The sequence below is a fragment of the Bacillus aquiflavi genome (assembly GCF_019915265.1).
GTDB lineage: Bacteria > Bacillota > Bacilli > Bacillales > Cytobacillaceae > Bacillus_BT > Bacillus_BT aquiflavi.
Window position 1 is genome coordinate 1,221,325 of sequence record NZ_CP082780.1, and the last position, 20,926, is coordinate 1,242,250.

Below are 20,926 nucleotides of genomic sequence, written 5' to 3' on the forward strand. Positions count from 1 at the left end.
AAAACCATTTACTAAATTCACCGATTTTTTATTACTTACATAAAATGTGGCAGTAGTTCGTTTTTTTGCCCGTTTTTTAAGCTTGATCTATTAACGGTTCATTTTATTTAAAGAAGGTGACAATTTCATGTTGACTGGTATGCAGATCACAATTATTGGCGGCGATGCACGACAACTTGAGATTATAAGAAAGCTAAATGAGTTGGATGCAAAGCTGTCTTTAATTGGATTCGAACAGCTTGATCATGCCTTTACCGGTGCGGTGAAGGAAAAGTTTCCAGACTATGAACTTTCTGAAACAGATGCAATCATTTTACCTGTAACGGGTACGAGTTTAGAAGGACAGGTTGAAACAATATTTTCTAATCAAAAAGTGATCTTGTCAGAAGAATTACTATTAAAAACACCTTCCCGCTGCACCATTTATTCTGGAATAAGCAATTCATATTTAAATGGGATCACAAAAAAGGCTGATCGTCGTCTTGTCCAATTGTTTGAACGGGATGACGTTGCTATTTATAATTCAATTCCGACGGTTGAAGGAACAATTATGATGGCAATTCAGCATACGGATTTTACAATCCACGGTTCCAATATTGTAGTTTTAGGATTAGGTAGAGTTGGAATGACAGTTGCCCGCAATTTTCAATCTCTCGGAGCAAATGTAAAAGTGGGAGCGCGAAGAAGCGAACATATTGCCCGGATAACTGAAATGGGCTTAACACCTTTCTATTTAAGTGAGATCGAGCAAGTTGTTAAGGATGCAGATATTTGTATTAATACAATCCCGCATTTAATCGTGAAAGCAGCAGTTATTGCAAAGATGCCTTCGCATACTTTAATAATTGATCTTGCGTCCAAACCAGGCGGTACAGATTTTCGATATGCAGAAAAACGCGGAATTAAAGCGTTATTAGCACCAAGTTTACCAGGAATCGTTGCACCTAAATCGGCTGGGAAAATTTTAGCAAACGTTTTAGCTCAACTGCTTGAGGAAGATTTTAATAAACGAAAGGGGAAAAAATGAGCATGTTGTTAAAAGGAAAAAAAGTCGGCTTTGGTCTAACAGGATCTCATTGTACGTACGATGCGGTATTTCCCGAGATAGAAAAGCTTGTCAATGAAGGTGCTGAAGTTTTTCCAGTTGTTACTTTTACCGTCAAATCATCAACAACTCGATTTGGAAAAGGAGACGAATGGGTACAAAGAATAGAAAATCTAACTGGCCGTAGTGTGGTGGATTCGATCGTTGAGGCTGAACCATTTGGTCCGAAAAATCCGCTTGATTGCATGATCATAGCACCTTTAACCGGAAATTCAATGAGTAAATTCGCAAATGCACTTACCGATTCACCTGTATTAATGGCAGCAAAAGCAACATTAAGGAATCAAAAGCCTGTTGTTGTTGGTTTTTCTACAAATGATGCGCTCGGATTAAATGGTGTAAATTTAATGAGACTTATGTCTGCAAAAAACATTTATTTCATTCCATTTGGTCAGGATGATCCAAAAAAAAAGCCTAATTCAATGGTTGCACAAATGTCCTTTTTAAAAGAGACGGTTTGTTCTGCGTTAGAAGGAAAACAACTTCAGCCAGTTATTATTGAAAGATTTCGTGTTGGGAAATAATCAAAAAAAAAAATTTTATTTCATTAACGGATGAATATGTTAAAATAAATGATATTATAAAGGCAATATTCAAGCTCGGTTATACCGGGCTTGAAAAAAGTATTTAAAGTCTAATTTTGACTGACGCCTTATGCCTTATAAGGAAATGATATATACTGGAAGGGGATGCAAAAATGAGTCAGACAAATGGATTTCACGTTGCGGTTGTAGGGGCTACGGGTGCAGTTGGTGAACAAATACTTGAAACGTTAACGAAACGACAATTCCCAATTTCAAAATTAACACTACTGTCATCAGCTCGATCTGCTGAAAAAAAAATCTTCCATCAAGGAAAAGAAATAATAGTTGAGGAAGCAAAGCCTGACTCTTTTACAGGAGTAGATATCGCATTGTTTAGTGCAGGGGGAAGCGTATCAAGGGAGCTTGCTCCTGAAGCAGTAAAACGGGGAGCAATTGTTATAGATAATACAAGTGCTTTCCGAATGGCTTGAGATGTACCGCTTGTTGTACCTGAAGTTAATGAATATGAATTGCATAATCATAACGGCATTATCGCAAATCCAAATTGTTCAACGATCCAAATGGTCGTAACGTTAGAACCGATACGAAAGCAGTATGGTTTAAAGAAAGTGATTGTGTCAACTTATCAAGCTGTTTCTGGTGCAGGAGCAGCAGCTATTGATGAATTAAATCATCAAACACAATCAATTTTGAACAAGCAACCATTTGAACCGAAAATTTTACCGGTAAAAGGAGCAAATAAGCATTATCAAATTGCTTTTAATGCTATACCTCAAATTGATCAATTTGAAGATAATGGATATACTTTTGAAGAAATGAAAATGATTAATGAAACAAAGAAAATTATGAGTATGCCAGAGTTGCAAGTTGCAGCTACTTGTGTCCGTTTGCCAGTTGCTGTCGGTCATTCTGAATCAGTTTATCTTGAAGTTAAAAAAACTGACGTAACAGCTGCCGATATGAAAACATTATTAAGCGATGCTCCAGGAATTACTTTACAAGATAATCCTGAAAATCAGTTATACCCGATGCCTGCTGATTGTGTTGGAAAATCTGATGTTTTTGTAGGACGTATTCGTAAAGATTTAGATGAGGCTTCAGGCTTTCATATGTGGATCGTTGCTGATAATCTATTAAAAGGTGCAGCTTTAAATTCAGTTCAAATTGCAGAAAGTTTAGTAAAACTAGGATTAGTAAAATAAAAGACTAAAAGACAACAGGTTATGATTTACTGAGGTGTTATAATGAAAATAGTTGTACAAAAGTTTGGCGGGACTTCAGTTCGTGATGAAAATAGCCGTGCTTATGCTAGAAAGCACATTGAAACCGCACTAGCAGAAGGTTTTAAAGTTGTTGTTGTAGTATCTGCTATGGGACGTCAAGGTGACCCGTATGCAACTGATACATTATTATCTTTAGTGAATGGAAAGAATAGCAAAATAAATAAACGGGAACAAGATTTACTCATGTCTTGTGGTGAAATTATTTCAAGTATCGTTTTTGCAAATATGCTTCTTGAAAGCGGAATAAAAGCGACAGCGTATACAGGGGCACAAGCTGGATTTCAAACAACTTCCAATCATACGAATGCAAAGATTTCTGACATGAAATGTGACCGTTTACTTCGAGAGCTTGAGCAAGTTGATGTTGTCGTAGTAGCAGGCTTTCAAGGAGTTGCTAAAAATGGAGATGTAACAACTATAGGTAGAGGTGGAAGCGATACATCAGCCGCGGCCCTTGGAGCTGCATTAAATGTAGAGTGGATTGATATATTTACAGATGTAGCAGGAATTATGACAGCTGATCCGCGGATTGCTGAAAATGCCAGACCTTTAGCAAACGTTACTTATAACGAAGTGTGCAATATGGCTTATCAAGGAGCAAAAGTAATTCATCCTCGGGCTGTTGAAATTGCAATGCAAGCAAAAGTACCTATTCGGATTAGATCAACTTACGATGACGGGCTTGGAACTCTTGTTACTTCATTAAATAAAGATCATAAAGTAAGCGATATTCGCGAACGTCTTGTTACAGGTATAGCACATGTCGCGAATATTACGCAAATTAAAGTATATGCAAAAAAAGATCAATATAATCTTCAGTCAGAAGTGTTTAAAGGCATGGCAAATGAGAATATAAGTGTTGACTTTATTAATATTTCTCCTAACGGCGTTATTTACACTGTAACGGAAGATACATCAGAGAAGGCTATTGAAGTTTTGAAAAAGCTTGAATATGAGTATGAAGTAGAACGCAATTGTGCAAAAGTATCAGTAGTCGGTGCAGGAATTACAGGGGTGCCGGGAGTTACTGCTAAAATTGTAACAGCTTTATCTGAGAAAGGAATTCGCATTCTTCAATCAGCAGACAGTCATACAACGATATGGGTTCTTGTGAAACAAGAAGATCTTTTCGGTGCAGTCAATGCTTTACATGACGTCTTCCATTTAGAAAGTGAAGTATTAGAATACGAGTAAAAGGTTTTTAATTTTTGTAAAATAAAATGATAAGAATAAAAAAGGAAGTGGAGTAATGGTTCTTTTTGGTCGAGTTTCAACGGCGATGGTAACGCCATTTGATAAAAAAGGACATGTCGATTTTACTAAAACAACGCACCTTATCAATCATTTAATCGACAATGGTACTGAATCAATAGTTGTTGCAGGAACTACAGGAGAATCACCAACACTAACTAAGGAAGAAAAACTGGCACTATTTGATCATGTAGTAAAAGTTGTTGACAAACGTGTTCCTGTTATTGCAGGTACAGGCAGTAATGACACATATAGCTCTCTTGAATTAACAAAAAAGGCAACTGAGCTTGGTGTTGATGGAATTATGCTTGTTGCACCTTATTATAACAAGCCCAATCAAGAAGGACTGTATCAACATTTTAAAACGATTGCAGAAAACACAAACTTACCAGTAATGGTCTATAATATTCCAAGTAGATCTGTTGTGAATATTGAGCCAGAAACAATTATTCACCTTTCTAAAATTTCTAATATTGTTGCAGTAAAAGAAGCAAGCGGAGACTTAAATGCGATGACGAAGATTATTGCTAATACAGATAAGGATTTTCTTCTTTATAGCGGAGACGATGGTCTAGCATTACCGGTATTAGCAATCGGAGGAGTCGGAGTTGTTTCTGTTGCTTCCCATGTTGTCGGTAACGAATTACTTGAAATGGTGCAAGCGTTTTTAAACGGCAATCATGAAAAAGCTGCAAAAATTCATCAGCAATTATTACCGATTGTAGAAGGGTTATTTGCAGCCCCTAATCCAGTACCTGTGAAAACAGCTCTACAGTTAAAAGGTTTGGATGTGGGCTCAGTTCGATTGCCGCTAGTGCCATTAACAGAACAAGAGCGATTAACGCTGTTAAATTTATTGAACTAATGATCCTATAGGTTACAGATATAGACAATGTCGATATTTAGGGCAAAAATCGCAAGCAAGGAAGAATGCGAGCGTTTGCCAACAGTCTTAAACCTATCAGTAATAAATACACTGATAGGTTTTTTAATTGATAAGAAAGAAACTAACAAATGATCGGTTTTAATGAATATGAAGATTTTAGGATAAAAATGGGGAAAAGGAAAGTTTTGCGGGGCTGGATAAAGGCCTCTCATTTTTTTGAAAAATAAAGCTGTGATATGATGTACAAAGCTCTCCATTTTACGATTAATCATTAGAAAGTTACTTTTTTTGAAACATTAAGAAGACGAAGAAACAATTATATCCTGAAAAAAGTGATAGGTACATGAATGAATAAAGCGTAAAAATTGGCGTTTCGTTTTATTTTTATAAGGTTTCCTCATATATTTTCTGTAAATTAGTTGTAAAGCTTTTCTATCATAACGTATAATAATGTTATCGGTTCTTGGTCGGCTTCATAACAACATAGGAGGAAAACACAATTGAATATTAAAAAGGCGGAAAGCATCAAATTAATCGCCCTCGGGGGAGTAGGCGAACTTGGAAAGAACATGTACGTTGTTGAAGTAAACGAGGAGATATTTATCGTTGATGCGGGTTTAATGTTCCCTGAGGATGAAATGCTTGGGATAGATGTAGTTATCCCAGATATTTCTTATTTAACACAAAATCAAGATAGAGTAAAAGCAATATTGTTAACACACGGGCATGAAGATCATATCGGTGCACTCCCATATGTTTTAGATGCTCTCAATGTACCTGTATATGGCACTCGCTTAACGCTTGCTTTAGTAAAAGCAAAACTAAAAGAGCAAGGTTTTAAAGGAACGGTTAAGTTTAATGAAATTAACTCCAGTTCGAGACTTTCATTTTCTTATGCAGAAATCTCTTTTTTTAAAACGAATCATAGTATTCCAGATTCTGTAGGCGTTTGTATTCATACTTCTGAAGGAGCGATTGTCCATACAGGCGATTTTAAATTTGATCAATCAGCTTCTGAATTATATCGACCTGAGATCGGAAAGATGGATCGAATAGGTGATGAAGGAGTCTTATGCTTACTATCAGATAGTACCGAAGCGGAAAAACCTGGTTATACTATTTCAGAAGCGGTTGTAGCTCGTCAAACATGTGATGCATTTAGTAGTGCCAAGGGACGGATTATTGTTGCTTGTTTTGCTTCAGATATTAATCGCATCCAACACGTCTTCAATGCGGCACATAAAAATGGCCGAAAAGTAGCTGTTGTTGGAAAAAACTTACTGCGTATTTATGAGATTGCTTTTAGGCTTGGCTATTTAAATATTCCTGAAAATTTAATGATACCGATAGGGGATATTGATAAATACGATCATAATCAAATCGTGATCCTAACGACTGGAAATCAAGGGGAACCAATTGAAGTACTACAAAAAATTGCTAAGCAAACTCATAAGCAAGTTCACATTCAACAAGGCGATAGTGTGTTAATTGCGGCTTCTCCTATAAGGGGAAGTGAACTATTGATATTTAGAACAATTGATCTCATTTACCGTGCTGGTGCCAATGTTTTGTTGGGGTCTCGAACTGTTAAAGTTTCAAGCCACGGCAGTGAAGAAGAATTGAAGTTAATGCTAAACTTAATGAGACCAAAATTTTTTATCCCTGTTCATGGAGAATACCGTATGTTGAAAGCTCATGCAAAAATTGCCGAGTCAACAAATGTTCCAACTGAGAATATTTTAATTCCTGATAAGGGTGAAGTCATTGAAATTAAACATGGCAAAATACGTTCGGCTGGAAGAGTTCCAGCAGGCAACGTTTTAATCGATGGTTACGGTATCGGTGACGTCGGTAATATTGTATTAAGAGATCGAAAACTTTTATCACAAGATGGAATTTTGTTAACAGTTGTTACTTTAAATCGAAAAGAAAAGCGGATTGCAGCTGGTCCTGAAATCATTTCAAGAGGCTTTGTATATGTACGTGAATCTGAAAAGCTAATTGAGGAGGCCACAAAAATTGTTCGTGATATTGTAGAAAAGAATATTACGAAAGATATTTTTGATTGGAGTGGCTTAAAGCAAGAAATGCGTGATTCGTTAAATTATTATTTATTTGAAAAAACGAAGCGAAGACCAATGATTTTACCGATTATTATGGAAGTTTAATCAATAGTCCTAAAGAAGTTTCCATACTCCTTTAGTGGTTGAAAATGCTTGTCAGTCAAGGCGCCAAGCAATGAGGCGGAAGTGAATAGAACAAGTGTTAACGAAGTGCAAGCAACGAGCGTTTGCCAACAGTCTTAACAGCCTTAAAGAAAATTCTTTAAGGCTGTTTTTATTTATAGTAAAAACGTTGTTTCTGTTAGAGTATTTGTTTGCTATTTAACTTATGTGAGGAAGAAATGATTGAAAAGTTTCGCATGAAATTAATAAAGGAGCTCATACTAACTTTAATCATTCTAATGAAGGGAGAAGTCAGATGGATAAAGAGAAAACGCAATACGGGGATCATTCAGACCAGCAAACGAAAATAAATGAGGAAAAAGCGTCTGGTATAATGGAAAAAATTCAACAGTTAGGACAAACAAATGTTCCTCAGCTTTCGCAAGATTCAAAAATACATTGTTTAACAATCATCGGTCAAATTGAAGGACATCTTCAACTTCCGCCACAAAACAAAACGACGAAATATGAACATATTATTCCACAAATCGTTGCAATTGAACAAAATACAAATATCGAGGGATTACTCATTGTTTTGAATACAGTTGGGGGTGATGTTGAGGCAGGTCTAGCTATATCTGAAATGCTTGCTTCGCTATCAAAACCAACTGTATCAATTGTACTGGGCGGAGGACATTCAATTGGTGTTCCGATCGCAGTTTCATGCGATTACTCGTTTATTGCAGAAACTGCGACAATGACAATCCATCCAATACGTCTAACTGGTCTTGTCATTGGCGTTCCACAGTCGTTTGAGTATTTAGATAAAATGCAAGAAAGAGTAATCAAATTTGTGACTAAGCATTCGGATGTTTCTGAGAAAACCTTTAAGGAGCTCATGTTTGCTAAAGGAAATTTAACAAGAGACATTGGAACAAATATTGTTGGAATAGAAGCGGTAAAGTATGAACTTATTAATGAAGTAGGTGGAATAGGTCAAGCGATGAAAAAATTGACCGAATTAATTGAATTAAATAAAGATGAAAGCAGCAAGGTGATACAATGATTTTGTATACGATGATGCCTCGTGAACTTATTTTCTCTTTTGATCAAGCAGAGTATGGAAAGTATTCAACCATTAATCATAATGGAATTCCTTTATTAGTAGAGCTAGCGAATGATGGGGATTTTCAAGTTGTCCGCGTATTAAGCAGTAACCCGCAACATTTCCTTGATAGCAGGTACATCCCGGGTTCAAAAATTTCATTACCTTAAATGAAATTAAAATTATCATGATTTCCTCGTTTTGGACAAGTGATGTGGTATAATAAACTTACGTCAAGAGCAGCCTATTTAGGCTGCTTTCGTTATTCTAAATAGAAGTGAAATACGATGGTAATAAAGTTTACATATATAGAAGGAATTAAAATTAAAAATAAAGGTGATAAGATGGCTAAAAAAAAGATAAGTAGAAAGGGAAGAAAACAAGCCGACTTAAATCGAACTTTAAAATTCGAGTTAATAGGTCTCGGTCTTATTACATTATCGGTTATTACACTTGCACGATTAGGAGCTGTCGGTAAAGCCTCGGTATCATTTTTTAGGATTTTTCTAGGTGAATGGTTTGCATTAGCATTGCTCGGTTTGATTTGGATTGGCGGTTATTTAATGTGGAAGCGGGAAGTACCTTATTTATTCCATATGAAATTAATAGGCGTTTATTTAATTATTTCCTCAATATTATTATTAAGTCATGTTACATTGTTTGAAATATTATCACAAGGAGGCAATTTAAACAATTCAAGTGTCATTTCAAGTACTTGGGAATTGTTTTTGCAGGAAGTAAGAGGAGACAATAGTTTTCAGGATCTTGGAGGAGGTATGTTTGGCGCAATTTTATTTTCTTTATTTTATTTTTTATTCGCCGAGCCTGGTGCAAAAATAATCTCATTTATTATGATTTTAATCGGTACTATTTTACTAACAGGAAAACCACTTGGGGACGTTGTTAGAAAAACGTTTACACCATTAATCGACTTTTCGAAAAGACAAGTGAACGCATTTGCTACAGATTTAAAAGAATGGAAAAGAAAGCGAAATGACAAATGGGAAGTATCGAGTAAACAAGCAGATGAAGAGCCATTAAATGAACAAAATGAGTTGGTCATCAGTCCACCCTTAACAACTGAAGATCAAGAGCCAGTTATTTCGAGCTTTTCAGAAAGAAAAAATACTTCTGAAGTAGCAGACAAAACGAAAAATAATGGTGAAGAAGATTTATCTGAACCAATTAAGTTTACAGAGTTAGAAAAAGAAAATATCGACTATAATTTACCCCCTATAAACATTTTAAAGCCGCCGTTACATATTGATCAAAGCGGCGAGTATAAACTAATTCATGCAAATGCCGCCAAACTGGAACGGACATTTCAAAGCTTTGGGGTAAGAGCAAAGGTAACCCAAGTCCATTTAGGTCCTGCTGTAACAAAGTATGAAGTTCATCCTGATGTCGGGGTTAAGGTGAGTAAAATTGTTAGCTTAAGTGATGATTTAGCGTTAGCTCTTGCAGCAAAGGATATTCGCATCGAAGCACCAATACCAGGTAAATCAGCAATAGGTATCGAAGTACCAAATTCACAAATTGCGAGTGTATGCCTTCGGGAAGTGCTTGAATCAAAGCAAAATGATATGCCTGATGCTAAATTGCTCATTGGTTTAGGAAGAGATATTACTGGAGATGCAGTTCTTGCACAACTTAACAAAATGCCTCATTTGCTCGTTGCCGGTGCCACTGGCAGTGGGAAAAGCGTTTGCATTAACAGTATAATTATTAGTATTTTGATGAGGGCAAAGCCACACGAAGTAAAACTAATGATGATCGATCCCAAAATGGTAGAACTAAATGTTTATAATGGTGTTCCTCACTTATTAGCACCAGTTGTTACCGATGCGAAAAAAGCTTCACAAGCATTAAAAAAGGTTGTGAGTGAAATGGAGCGTCGATATGAATTATTTTCTCACTCTGGAACGAGAAATATTGAAGGATATAACGAATATGTAAAACTTCACAATGAACATGAAGAAACAGAGCAACAGCTTCTCCCATACATAGTTGTTGTTGTTGATGAGCTTGCTGATTTAATGATGGTCGCTTCATCTGATGTCGAAGATTCCATTACAAGACTTGCTCAAATGGCGAGAGCAGCTGGGATTCATCTTATTATCGCAACACAGCGGCCTTCAGTCGACGTCATTACTGGTGTGATAAAAGCGAATATTCCATCTCGCATTGCTTTCGCGGTCTCATCGCAAACTGATTCTAGAACGATTCTTGATATGGGGGGGGCTGAAAAACTCCTTGGACGAGGGGACATGCTTTTTCTCCCTGTAGGAGCCTCAAAACCTGTACGTGTACAAGGGGCGTTTGTTTCAGATCATGAGGTAGAAGAAGTAGTTGAATTTGTCATTTCTCAACAAAAAGCACAATATCAAGAAAATATGATTCCTGATGACATACCTAATCATTTGTCAGACGTAGAAGATGAACTTTTTGAAGATGCAGTTCAATTAGTTGTTGAAATGCAAACAGCATCCGTTTCAATGCTACAACGCAGATTTAGAATTGGTTATACAAGGGCTGCACGCTTAATTGATGAAATGGAAGCGAGGGGAATCGTCGGACCATATGAAGGTAGTAAACCTCGGACTGTATTAGTAACAAACTTTTCGGATGAAGCAAGTAACGAATGATATCTTTCTTTGCAGATAAAGTAAATTATTTTAAAGTCAGCAAGATTTAAAATAAAATAGTAATTATTTATGAGCCGACAACAAAGTGCAAGCGAAGTAATGCGAGCATTTATAGTATAAAGAGGGAGGATTCCTCCTTCCTCTCCAATTAAATTTAAGATATGTCATACAATTAAAAACGCTTACAAAAAATAATAATGGAAAATATTTGAAAATATATGAACGAAAAAGGAGCTTGTTTTTTATTTTTTTTTAATAATATAATCCTTATATATCAACGATTTATAAGTAAATAATGAATGACATCTATGATCGTTCGTTATTTCCTCTTTTCGACAAAATCGTGAAACCCTATTTATTTATAGTCAAAAAAGTGTTATAGTATTTTCGATTAGTAGGAATGATTGAACATCAGAGGTCTGATGTCTTGAAAAAATTGATGGAGGAACCCTGTAATGGCTATTAAATCAGATAATCGGCATCTATACTTACAAGTCATCGATCATTTGAAGCATGACATTGAGAAAGGGGTATACAAGGAAAAGGAAAAACTACCTTCTGAATTTGATCTTGCGAAACAACTAGGGGTAAGTAGAGCAACACTTAGAGAAGCGTTACGGATTCTTGAGGAAGAAAACGTTATTATTCGCCGTCATGGTGTTGGAACTTTCGTGAACTCAAAACCGCTTTTTACCTCTGGTATAGAACAATTGAATAGTGTAACAACTATGATCGAGCAAGCAGGGATGACCCCAGGTACTATCTTTTTAAGCTCAGCGACACAAGGCCCGACTGAGGAAGATGTTCGCCGCTTTTCATGCTCTATTGACGAAGAATTTGTTGTAATTGAAAGAGTCCGTACTGCTAATGGAGATCCAGTTGTTTATTGTATTGATAAAATTCCTGAAAAAATCCTATCAAGGGCATTTAATCATAAGGATGAATCAATATTTAACACGTTAGAAAAGGAAGCAAACAAAAAGATTACATACGCAGTAGCACAGATTGAGCCTGTTGGCTATCATGAGAAAATCTCACCTATACTAGCGTGTGATCCAGAAACGGCGTTACTCGTTTTGAAACAAATGCATTTTGACGAAAAGGACGAGCCAATACTTTTTTCAGTCAACTATTTTAAGGCCGACAAGTTCAGTTTTCATGTATTGCGAAAGCGGGTTTGAGTCTTTTCAATTAAACAAGTTTTGGACTGTTATCACTCATTTCTACTAAAATCAAACTAAACTCTATAGGGGGTACTTACCTTGAAAAAGCGTAAATTTGGTTTAGCGCTGTCACTAGTTCTTGCTGCTGGTACGATTTTAGGTGCTTGTGGTAAAAGTGATGAAAATGGTGGTGCATCAAAGTCAGAAGATAAAGAAAAAGGCTTTTCGGTTGCAATGGTAACTGATATTGGCGGTGTCGATGATAAATCGTTTAACCAATCAGCTTGGGAAGGTATAAAAGAATTTGGTGAGGAGAACGGTCTTAAAAAAGGCGATGGCGGATACGACTATCTACAATCAAAAAGTGATGCAGATTATAATACAAACTTGAATAATTTAATTCGCCGCGACTTTGATTTAGTATTCGGGATTGGCTTTCTTTTTGAAGAGCCAATGAAAGAAATTGCTGAACAACGTAAAAATGCAAACCTAGCAATTGTAGATGGAATTGTTGAATTAGATAATGTTGCCAGTATCATGTTTAAAGACCATGAAGGTTCGTTTCTTGCAGGTGTTGCTGCTGCACTTACAACAAAGACAAACAAGATTGGTTTTGTAGGCGGAATGGAAATTCCATCCATTGAACGTTTTGAAAGCGGCTTCCGTGCTGGAGTACAAGCAGTAAATCCTGAGGCTGAAGTTGTCGTAAATTACACTGGTGCTTTTGATAAAGCTGAGCTTGGAAAAGCTGCAGCAAATAAAATGTATTCTTCAGGCATTGATGTCATTTTCCATGCTGCCGGTGCAACAGGTAATGGTGTATTCAATGAAGCTAAAGAACGTAAGACTAAAGATCCAAATACAGATGTTTGGGTAATCGGTGTAGACCGCGACCAATATGAAGAAGGTAAAGTTGTCATTAATGATAAGGAAGAAAACGTAACACTTACTTCTTCTTTAAAGCTTGTTAGTGTCGGTGTAAAGGACGTTTCAAAAAAAGCAATGGAGGGAAAATTCCCTGGTGGAGAAGTTATTTACTACGGTCTTGCTGAAGGTGGAGTAGGATTGGCTGATTCTCGTGGTGCACTTTCTGACGATGCTCTTGCAGTAATTGAGGAATGGAACGAGAAAATTATAAATGGTGAAATTAAAGTTCCGTCAACACACGAAGAACTCGAATCATTTAAAGCAGAGTAATTTAATGAAGAGGGCTAGAAATTAGCTAGCCCTCTTCACTAAAAAAAGGATAAAATTTATAGATAAAAAGCTTTTATTTATAAAGCACCGGCTAGAGAATAGAGTGATATGTTCTCAGATTGATTGAAAACGCTTGTCATTAAGGTGTGCAGGACGAGACGAAAGCGATAGAACGGTTGTTCATAAGTTTATCACTAGATGAAGGCTTTTATTTATAAAGCTTTTTATGTGTAAATTTTACTATGAGAAAAGAGGAGCATTAATAGTGATTGTTTACATTATAAAGTCCGACCTCTTACCTCTTATTTTTTTCGCATTTATCAATCCTTTAAGGGAGTGAACAAAAGTGGATTATGTGATTGAGATGCTCAATATTCGTAAAGAATTTGGTTCATTTGTCGCAAATGACAACATTACACTTAAATTGAAAAAAGGAGAAATCCATGCATTATTAGGGGAAAATGGCGCTGGTAAATCTACTTTAATGAATGTTCTTTTTGGTTTATATCAACCAGAAGCTGGTGAAATAAGGGTAAAGGGAAAAAAGGTGAACATTACTGATCCAAACATTGCAAATGATTTAGGGATCGGAATGGTCCACCAGCATTTTATGTTAGTTGAAAATTTTACAGTTACAGAAAATATTATTTTAGGAAGTGAACCAACTCGCTTCGGAACTGTTGATATAAATAAAGCAGCGAAAGAAATTTCACAGCTTTCAAATAACTATGGCTTAAAAGTAGACCCTTATGCAAAAATAGCCGATATTTCCGTTGGAATGCAACAGCGGGTTGAAATTTTGAAGACGCTTTATCGAGGTGCAGATATCCTTATTTTTGATGAACCGACTGCTTCATTAACTCCGCAGGAAATAGCAGAGTTAATTCAAATCATGAAACGACTTGTTAAAGAAGGTAAGTCAATTATATTAATTACGCACAAATTGAAGGAAATTATGGAAGTTTGCGATCGAGTTACTGTCATACGTAAAGGAGTAGGCATTGGGACAGTTAATGTGAAGGATACTAATCCGAATGAATTAGCAAGTCTTATGGTTGGGCGCGATGTTGTCTTTAAAACAGAAAAAGAACTTGCTAAACCAGGAAATGAAGTATTAAAAATTGACAATCTCATCGTTAAAGATGTACGGGGAATTGATAAAGTAACTGGGCTTAATTTATCCATCCGCAAAGGTGAAATCGTTGGAATAGCAGGGATAGACGGGAATGGACAAACCGAACTTATAGAAGCAATAGCTGGCTTGCGAAAAGCAACGAGTGGAAAAGTATTATTAAATAATCAAGATATTACGAATCTTCGCCCGCGAAAAATTACTGAAACAGGACTTGGTCATATTCCGCAAGACCGTCACAAACATGGCCTCGTATTAGATTTTTCGATTGGAGAAAATATCGTTTTGCAAACTTACTATAAGTCTCCATATTCCTCAATGGGAGTTTTAAGCAAACGTCACATTTATGAAAAAGCCCGTGAAATTATTAAAGAATTTGATGTTCGTACCCAGAGTGAATACGAACCGGCACGATCACTGTCAGGCGGTAATCAGCAAAAAGCAATTATCGGTCGTGAAGTTGATCGTGATCCAGATATATTAATAGCTGCTCAGCCTACACGGGGACTTGATGTAGGAGCAATCGAGTTTATTCATAAACGATTAATTGAACAAAGAGATAATGGTAAGGCAGTATTGCTCATTTCATTTGAACTAGATGAAGTAATGAATTTAAGTGACCGAATTGCTGTTATTTACGAAGGCAAAATTATTGATATTGTTGATCCAAAAACAACAACGGAACAACAACTTGGATTATTAATGGCTGGTCAAAGGCTAAAGAAAGCAGGTGAGTAACTATGTCTAATCGTATCATAAACATTTTAGTTCCAATCATTGCTGTTATTTTAGGTTTAATTGTCGGTGCAATTATTATGTTAATAAGTGGTTTTAGTCCTGTAGCAGGTTATAAGGCTTTATGGAATGGAATTTTTGGTGATGTTTATTCTGTTGGTGAAACAATTAGACAAATTACACCTTATATTTTAGCAGGTCTAGCAGTTGCATTTGCTTTTAGAACAGGATTATTTAACATCGGCGTTGAGGGACAGTTAATCGTCGGATGGTTTGCAGCTGCATACGTTGGATTTGCATTTGACTTGCCAGCAGTCATTCATTTGCCGTTAGCAGTATTAGCGGCTGCAGCTGCCGGAAGTTTATGGGCATTTTTGCCTGGTATTTTAAAAGCACGCTTTCGTGTTCATGAAGTAATTGTCACGATTATGATGAACTATATTGCACTCCATACGGTTAACGCCCTTATTCGTAAATTATCAGGCAATGGAGACAGAACAGAAAACATTGCTGAAACAGCATCATTACGTTCAAGTTTTTTAGAAGAAATAACAGACTACTCGCGAATGCATAACGGTATTTTTATTGCTTTATTATGCGTATTTATCATGTGGTTTATCCTCGAAAAAACATCAAGAGGATTTGAGTTAAAGTCAGTTGGTTTCAATCATGATGCTTCTCGGTATGCAGGGATGAATGTAAATCGTAATATTGTACTATCAATGGTCATTTCTGGGGCTTTTGCAGGATTAGCAGGCGCGATGGAAGCACTAGGAACATTTGAGTATATTTCAGTTAAAGGTGGCTTTACTGGTGTTGGATTTGATGGGATTGCTGTCGCTTTGTTAGGTGCTAATACCCCTGTTGGCATAATTTTTGGTGCTGTTTTGTTCGGATCATTAAAATTTGGATCATTAAATATGCCAAATGAGGCCGGAGTACCACCCGAAGTGGTTTCGATAGTAATTGCCGTTATTATTTTCTTTGTTGCATCAGGTTATATTTTCCGCTTATTGTTACAGCGGCTAAAGAAAACGAAGGAGGTGGAGTAAGATGAGTTTTTTAGAAATACTAATCTTTATCGTTCCTTCCGCTTTGTTCTATGCAACTCCTCTTATCTTCACAGCTCTAGGCGGTGTTTTTAGTGAACGGTCTGGAGTTGTAAACATCGGACTTGAAGGATTAATGGTAATGGGCGCCTTTATCGGAATTATTTTTAATCTGCAGTTCGTCGACGTTTTTGGATCGTTCACTCCGTGGATGTCACTCTTAGTAGCAATGGTTATTTCGGCATTATTTTCGCTCTTACATGCTGTTGCCTCTATTTCATTTCGTGCTGATCATGTAGTTTCGGGGGTTGCTTTAAACTTTTTGGCAGTCGGTCTCACATTATTTTTAGTAAAAAAAATGTTTGATGGTCACGGACAAACTGAGGTGATTCAAGAACGGTTTTTACGAATCGATGTTCCTTTTTTGCAAGATATTCCATTAATTGGACCGATGTTTTTTAAAAACGAATATATGACATCTTATTTGGCGATTTTATTTGCTTTTATTGTTTGGTTTGTCATATTTAAAACTCCTTTCGGCGTCCGTCTACGTGCGGTTGGAGAGCATCCGATGGCAGCAGATACGATGGGAGTTAATGTTACAAAAATGCGCTATATTGCTGTTATGATTAGTGGAGCGCTGGCAGGGCTTGGCGGTGCAGTATATTCGCAGTCTATTTCTCTCGATTTTAGCCATTCAACAATTAATGGACAAGGCTTTATGGCGTTAGCTGCTATGATATTTGGCAAATGGCATCCATTAGGAGCGATGGGAGCAGCGATTTTCTTTGGTTTTGCACAAAGCTTAGTCTTTATTGGCTCAGATATTCCAGTTATTAAAGAAATTCAAAACGTTTACTTATTAATTGCGCCTTACGTGTTAACAATATTAGCATTAACCGGATTTATTGGCCGTGCTGATGCACCAAAAGCACTAGGCGGTCATTATATTAAAGGGAAAAGATAATGAGTTTTCGTGATATGAAAGAACTTCGGCATTACTCCGAAGTTCTTTTTTCGAAGGCGGTTCGTCATTATACCCACTCTAAAAAAATTTTGTACTTTATGAATAGTTCAATGTATAGTAATAATATGTTTTCTATCAACGGATAATATTTATGTACATAATATAAAATATATTTTTAACTCAAGGAGGAAAGCTGATGGCAGTAATAAATGAAAGTGTAACAGAAATGAATGGTTACAGGCTTCACGTTGTTCCGACAAAAAAATATAAAACAAACACACTTATTTGGAAAATGAAAGCTCCTCTTGATCAAGAAAATGTAACAAAACGGGCACTGCTGCCTTATGTTTTGCAAAGTAGTTCCGCAAAATATTCGACAACGACAAAATTACGTGCTTATTTGGATGATTTATATGGTGCCTTGTTTTTTGTAGATGTTGCCAAAAAAGGTGAACATCATATTATTAGTTTTTCAATTGAAATTGCTAATGAAATCTTTTTAAAAGATAAAACACCGTTACTAAGAAAAGCATTTGAATTTTTAGCAGAAGTTTTAACAAAACCAAATGCCAAAAAGAAAGCTTTTGATCAAGAAACGGTTAATAAGGAAAAAAGGACATTAAAACAACGTATTCAATCGATAAATGATGATAAAATTAGGTATTCCAATTTTCGTCTTATTGAGGAAATGTGTAATGGTGAGTCTTATGCCTTAAATGTAAACGGCCGTATAGAAGATATCGATCATATTAATGAAGTGAGTTTATATGAATATTTTGAAAAGGCCTTTTCCGAAGATGAAATGGATTTGTATGTTGTTGGCGATGTAGATGAGAATGAAGTGAAAGTTCTTACGAATGAACTTCTTCAGTTTAAACCACGAACTGTAAAAGAAAGTAATAAACAGATGATTAAAAGAAGAGCAGAAGTTCAGGAAGTGAAAGAAGTACAAGACGTTAAACAAGGAAAGCTTCATATCGGATATCGAACAAACATTTTATACGGAGATCAGCAATATTTCCATCTCCAAGTATTTAACGGGATTTTCGGGGGATTTTCCCATTCGAAATTATTTATTAATGTACGGGAGAAGGCAAGCCTAGCCTATTATGCAACAAGTCGGATTGAAAGTCATAAAGGGCTTTTAATGGTTATGTCAGGGATCGATATTAAAAACTATCATCAAGCTGTAACGATTATAAGAGAGCAGATGGAAGCGATGAGAAATGGCGATTTTACTGATGATGAAATTTCACAAACGAAAGCAGTAATTAAAAATCAAATGCTTGAAACAATTGATATTGTAAGAGGTATAGTAGAAGTTTTTTATCATAATGTTGTTTCAAAAAGCTCATTAAACCTTGATGATTGGCTGAAGGAAATAAATTCTGTCACACGAGAAGAGATTGTAAATGTTGCCAAAAAAATTGATCTTGATACGATTTATTTTTTAACAGGAACGGAGGCAGGTGAATAATGGAAACAATTACATTTGAACAGCTTCAGGAAGAGCTTTTTTACGAAAAGCTTACAAATGGACTTGATGTTTACGTCTTGCCTAAAACAGGCTTTAATAAAACTTATGCTACGTTTACAACAAAGTATGGTTCGATCGACAATGAGTTTATCCCTGAAGGAAAACAAGAGTTTGTAAAATTTCCTGATGGGATCGCACATTTTTTAGAGCATAAACTTTTTGAGAAAGAGGATGGAGATGTTTTTCAACAGTTTAGTAAACAAGGTGCATCGGCAAACGCATTTACTTCATTTACTCGAACCGCATATTTATTTTCAAGTACAAATAATGTTGTGAAAAATTTAGAAACATTAATTAATTTTGTTCAAGAGCCTTATTTTACAGAAAAAACAGTTGAAAAAGAAAAAGGGATTATCGGACAAGAAATTACGATGTACGACGATAATGCTGATTGGCGCCTTTATTTTGGGCTAATTAGTAATATGTTTAAAAATCATCCTGTTAAAATAGATATTGCTGGAACAATTGAATCAATTTCTCATATTACAAAAGATATGCTTTACGAATGTTATCGCACTTTCTATCATCCGAGCAACATGCTGTTGTTTATAGTCGGCCCTGTTAACCCTGAACAAATCATTCGCTTAGTACGAGAAAATCAAGAGAAAAAACCATTTACAGATAAGCCAGAGATTGAACGTAAATTTCCTGATGAACCAATTGAAACAGCTGAAAAGAAACAAGTATTAAAAATGAACGTACAAACGGCAAAATGTTTAGTTGGGATAAAAGCAAACAAACATAACAGCATAGGTAATGAGATCTTAAAAAATGAACTAACGATTAATGTCATTCTCGAACTATTATTTGGAAAAAGTTCTGAAAACTATATCAAGCTTTATAATGAAGGATTAATTGATGAAACGTTTATGTTCGATTACACACAGGAACATAACTTTGGATTTGCTGTAGTCGGTGGTGATACAAGAAACCCGGACGAGCTAAGTAAAACCCTTAAATCAATTTTTGTAAAAGCTAAAAACGGCACATTTTTTACTGAAGAAGGTTTAGATCGGGCAAAAAAGAAAAAAATTGGTGCGTTTTTAAGAGCAATAAATTCACCAGAATATATTGCAAATCAATTTACCCGCTATGCTTTTAACGGGATGAACTTTTTCGATGTCGTCCCAACTCTCGAAAGTATTTCTTTAAATGATATTAAAGAGAGGGCGGCTCAGTTCATTGCAGAAGAACGGTTTACTGTATGCCAAGTTGTGCCGAAATAAGACTCATTGGAAACCGTTTTCAGTCGAGGCAGGCAAGTACGAGGTTAAAGCAAATAGAACCGTTTATCAACAGTCTGAAACGTCGATTAAATCGGCGTTTTTTTATGTTTAGATGATAAAAAAGTTATAATTGAATTGATTGTTATACTTATGTAAATGGAGCTGGATAATTATTATGAAGAAATATGTTTTAATTACGGGCGCAAGCGGAGGCATTGGACAAGCAACCGCAAAAAAGCTTGCAAAAGAAGGGTACTCTCTTTATCTTCATTATTATAAAAATGATAAAGGAATCGTTACATTGCTTAACGATTTACAACAGTTTCCTGGAGAATATATTCCTATTAAGGCAGACTTAGCAAAAAAAGCAGGTTATAAAAAAATCGCCGAATATATTTTTTCTTTATACGGAATTGTACATAATGCAGGTCATTCCCATTACGGAATGTTTGTTGATCTGGATGAATCTACATTAGAAAGTCTAGTTCAAGTTCATGTTACAACACCTCTTCTATTGACAAAAGAACTATTGCCAAAAATGATTCAGCATCGCTCAGGTAATATCGTTGTGATTTCTTCTATGTGGGGACAAACAGGCTCAGCATGTGAAGTGGCTTATTCGGCTGTAAAGGGTGCACAAATATCCTTTGTAAAAGCATTAAGTAAAGAGGCAGCATTAAATGGCATACGTGTAAATGGAATTGCACCTGGGGCGATACAAACTGCAATGCTAAGTAATTTTTCTAAAGAAGAGTTAATCTCAATTGAAGAAAACATCCCGATGGGGAAAATTGGCAATCCGGAAAATATTGCAGATACAGTAGCATTTCTCCTTTCTGAACAATCTTCGTATATTACAGGTCAAATAATAGCAGTAAATGGCGGCTGGTATATGTAAACTTATTTCTACCGGTTATGTGAAGCAAAAGACGTGT

General features: G+C 36.0%; 16 protein-coding genes and 1 pseudogene. All 17 read left to right on the forward strand.

Annotation, left to right across the window (positions count from 1 at the left end):
* The first annotated feature begins 127 nt into the window (after nucleotides 1-127).
* The 17 genes and pseudogenes from dpaA (at nucleotide 128) to ymfI (ending at nucleotide 20,889) form a co-directional block, all read left to right on the forward strand.
* Entirely contained in the window at nucleotides 128-1,027 is a 900-nt protein-coding gene (dpaA, locus tag K6959_RS06145) for a dipicolinic acid synthetase subunit A (RefSeq protein WP_223087932.1), read from the forward strand.
* 2 nt (nucleotides 1,028-1,029) lie between these two features.
* Nucleotides 1,030-1,629, forward strand: coding sequence for a dipicolinate synthase subunit B (dpaB, locus tag K6959_RS06150; RefSeq protein WP_223088328.1), 600 nt, complete (start codon nucleotides 1,030-1,032; stop codon nucleotides 1,627-1,629).
* Between the two features lie 173 nt (nucleotides 1,630-1,802).
* A pseudogene (gene asd, locus K6959_RS06155) lies at nucleotides 1,803-2,852 on the forward strand (aspartate-semialdehyde dehydrogenase).
* Nucleotides 2,853-2,894: 42 nt separating this feature from the next.
* Nucleotides 2,895-4,127, forward strand: coding sequence for an aspartate kinase (gene dapG, locus K6959_RS06160; RefSeq protein ID WP_163240189.1), 1,233 nt, complete (start codon nucleotides 2,895-2,897; stop codon nucleotides 4,125-4,127).
* A gap of 55 nt (nucleotides 4,128-4,182) precedes the next feature.
* A complete protein-coding gene (gene dapA, locus K6959_RS06165) occupies nucleotides 4,183-5,049 on the forward strand; it encodes a 4-hydroxy-tetrahydrodipicolinate synthase (RefSeq protein ID WP_163240191.1) in 867 nt (288 codons plus the stop codon).
* Nucleotides 5,050-5,570: 521 nt separating this feature from the next.
* Nucleotides 5,571-7,238 carry a ribonuclease J gene (locus K6959_RS06170; RefSeq protein ID WP_223087935.1) on the forward strand — a complete coding sequence of 556 codons (1,668 nt, stop codon included), beginning with the start codon at nucleotides 5,571-5,573 and terminating at the stop codon, nucleotides 7,236-7,238.
* A 391-nt stretch (nucleotides 7,239-7,629) separates the two neighbouring features.
* Entirely contained in the window at nucleotides 7,630-8,301 is a 672-nt protein-coding gene (locus tag K6959_RS06175; protein WP_374058341.1) for a ClpP family protease, read from the forward strand.
* On the forward strand, nucleotides 8,298-8,510 hold the full coding sequence (locus tag K6959_RS06180; protein ID WP_163240197.1) for a YlzJ-like family protein: 213 nt from the start codon (nucleotides 8,298-8,300) through the stop codon (nucleotides 8,508-8,510). The genes K6959_RS06175 and K6959_RS06180 overlap by 4 nt, the downstream gene beginning before the upstream one ends.
* A gap of 174 nt (nucleotides 8,511-8,684) precedes the next feature.
* Entirely contained in the window at nucleotides 8,685-10,985 is a 2,301-nt protein-coding gene (locus tag K6959_RS06185) for a DNA translocase FtsK (protein ID WP_163240279.1), read from the forward strand.
* A gap of 455 nt (nucleotides 10,986-11,440) precedes the next feature.
* Entirely contained in the window at nucleotides 11,441-12,166 is a 726-nt protein-coding gene (locus tag K6959_RS06190; RefSeq protein WP_163240199.1) for a GntR family transcriptional regulator, read from the forward strand.
* Between the two features lie 81 nt (nucleotides 12,167-12,247).
* The gene (locus K6959_RS06195) at nucleotides 12,248-13,345 is read left to right on the forward strand and encodes a BMP family lipoprotein (RefSeq protein WP_163240201.1); all 1,098 of its coding nucleotides are present in this window, start codon (nucleotides 12,248-12,250) and stop codon (nucleotides 13,343-13,345) included.
* A gap of 346 nt (nucleotides 13,346-13,691) precedes the next feature.
* Nucleotides 13,692-15,215 carry an ABC transporter ATP-binding protein gene (locus K6959_RS06200; RefSeq protein ID WP_163240203.1) on the forward strand — a complete coding sequence of 508 codons (1,524 nt, stop codon included), beginning with the start codon at nucleotides 13,692-13,694 and terminating at the stop codon, nucleotides 15,213-15,215.
* Between the two features lie 2 nt (nucleotides 15,216-15,217).
* Nucleotides 15,218-16,264: an ABC transporter permease gene (locus K6959_RS06205; RefSeq protein ID WP_163240205.1), complete on the forward strand. Its 1,047-nt coding sequence runs from the start codon at nucleotides 15,218-15,220 to the stop codon at nucleotides 16,262-16,264.
* A 1-nt stretch (nucleotide 16,265) separates the two neighbouring features.
* Nucleotides 16,266-17,228: an ABC transporter permease gene (locus tag K6959_RS06210; RefSeq protein ID WP_223087937.1), complete on the forward strand. Its 963-nt coding sequence runs from the start codon at nucleotides 16,266-16,268 to the stop codon at nucleotides 17,226-17,228.
* 196 nt (nucleotides 17,229-17,424) lie between these two features.
* Nucleotides 17,425-18,705: an EF-P 5-aminopentanol modification-associated protein YfmF gene (gene yfmF / locus K6959_RS06215; protein ID WP_163240209.1), complete on the forward strand. Its 1,281-nt coding sequence runs from the start codon at nucleotides 17,425-17,427 to the stop codon at nucleotides 18,703-18,705.
* A complete protein-coding gene (gene yfmH / locus K6959_RS06220; RefSeq protein ID WP_163240211.1) occupies nucleotides 18,705-19,991 on the forward strand; it encodes an EF-P 5-aminopentanol modification-associated protein YfmH in 1,287 nt (428 codons plus the stop codon). The genes yfmF and yfmH overlap by 1 nt, the downstream gene beginning before the upstream one ends.
* Nucleotides 19,992-20,166: 175 nt before the next feature.
* A complete protein-coding gene (gene ymfI / locus K6959_RS06225; RefSeq protein ID WP_223087939.1) occupies nucleotides 20,167-20,889 on the forward strand; it encodes an elongation factor P 5-aminopentanone reductase in 723 nt (240 codons plus the stop codon).
* Nucleotides 20,890-20,926 lie beyond the last annotated feature (37 nt).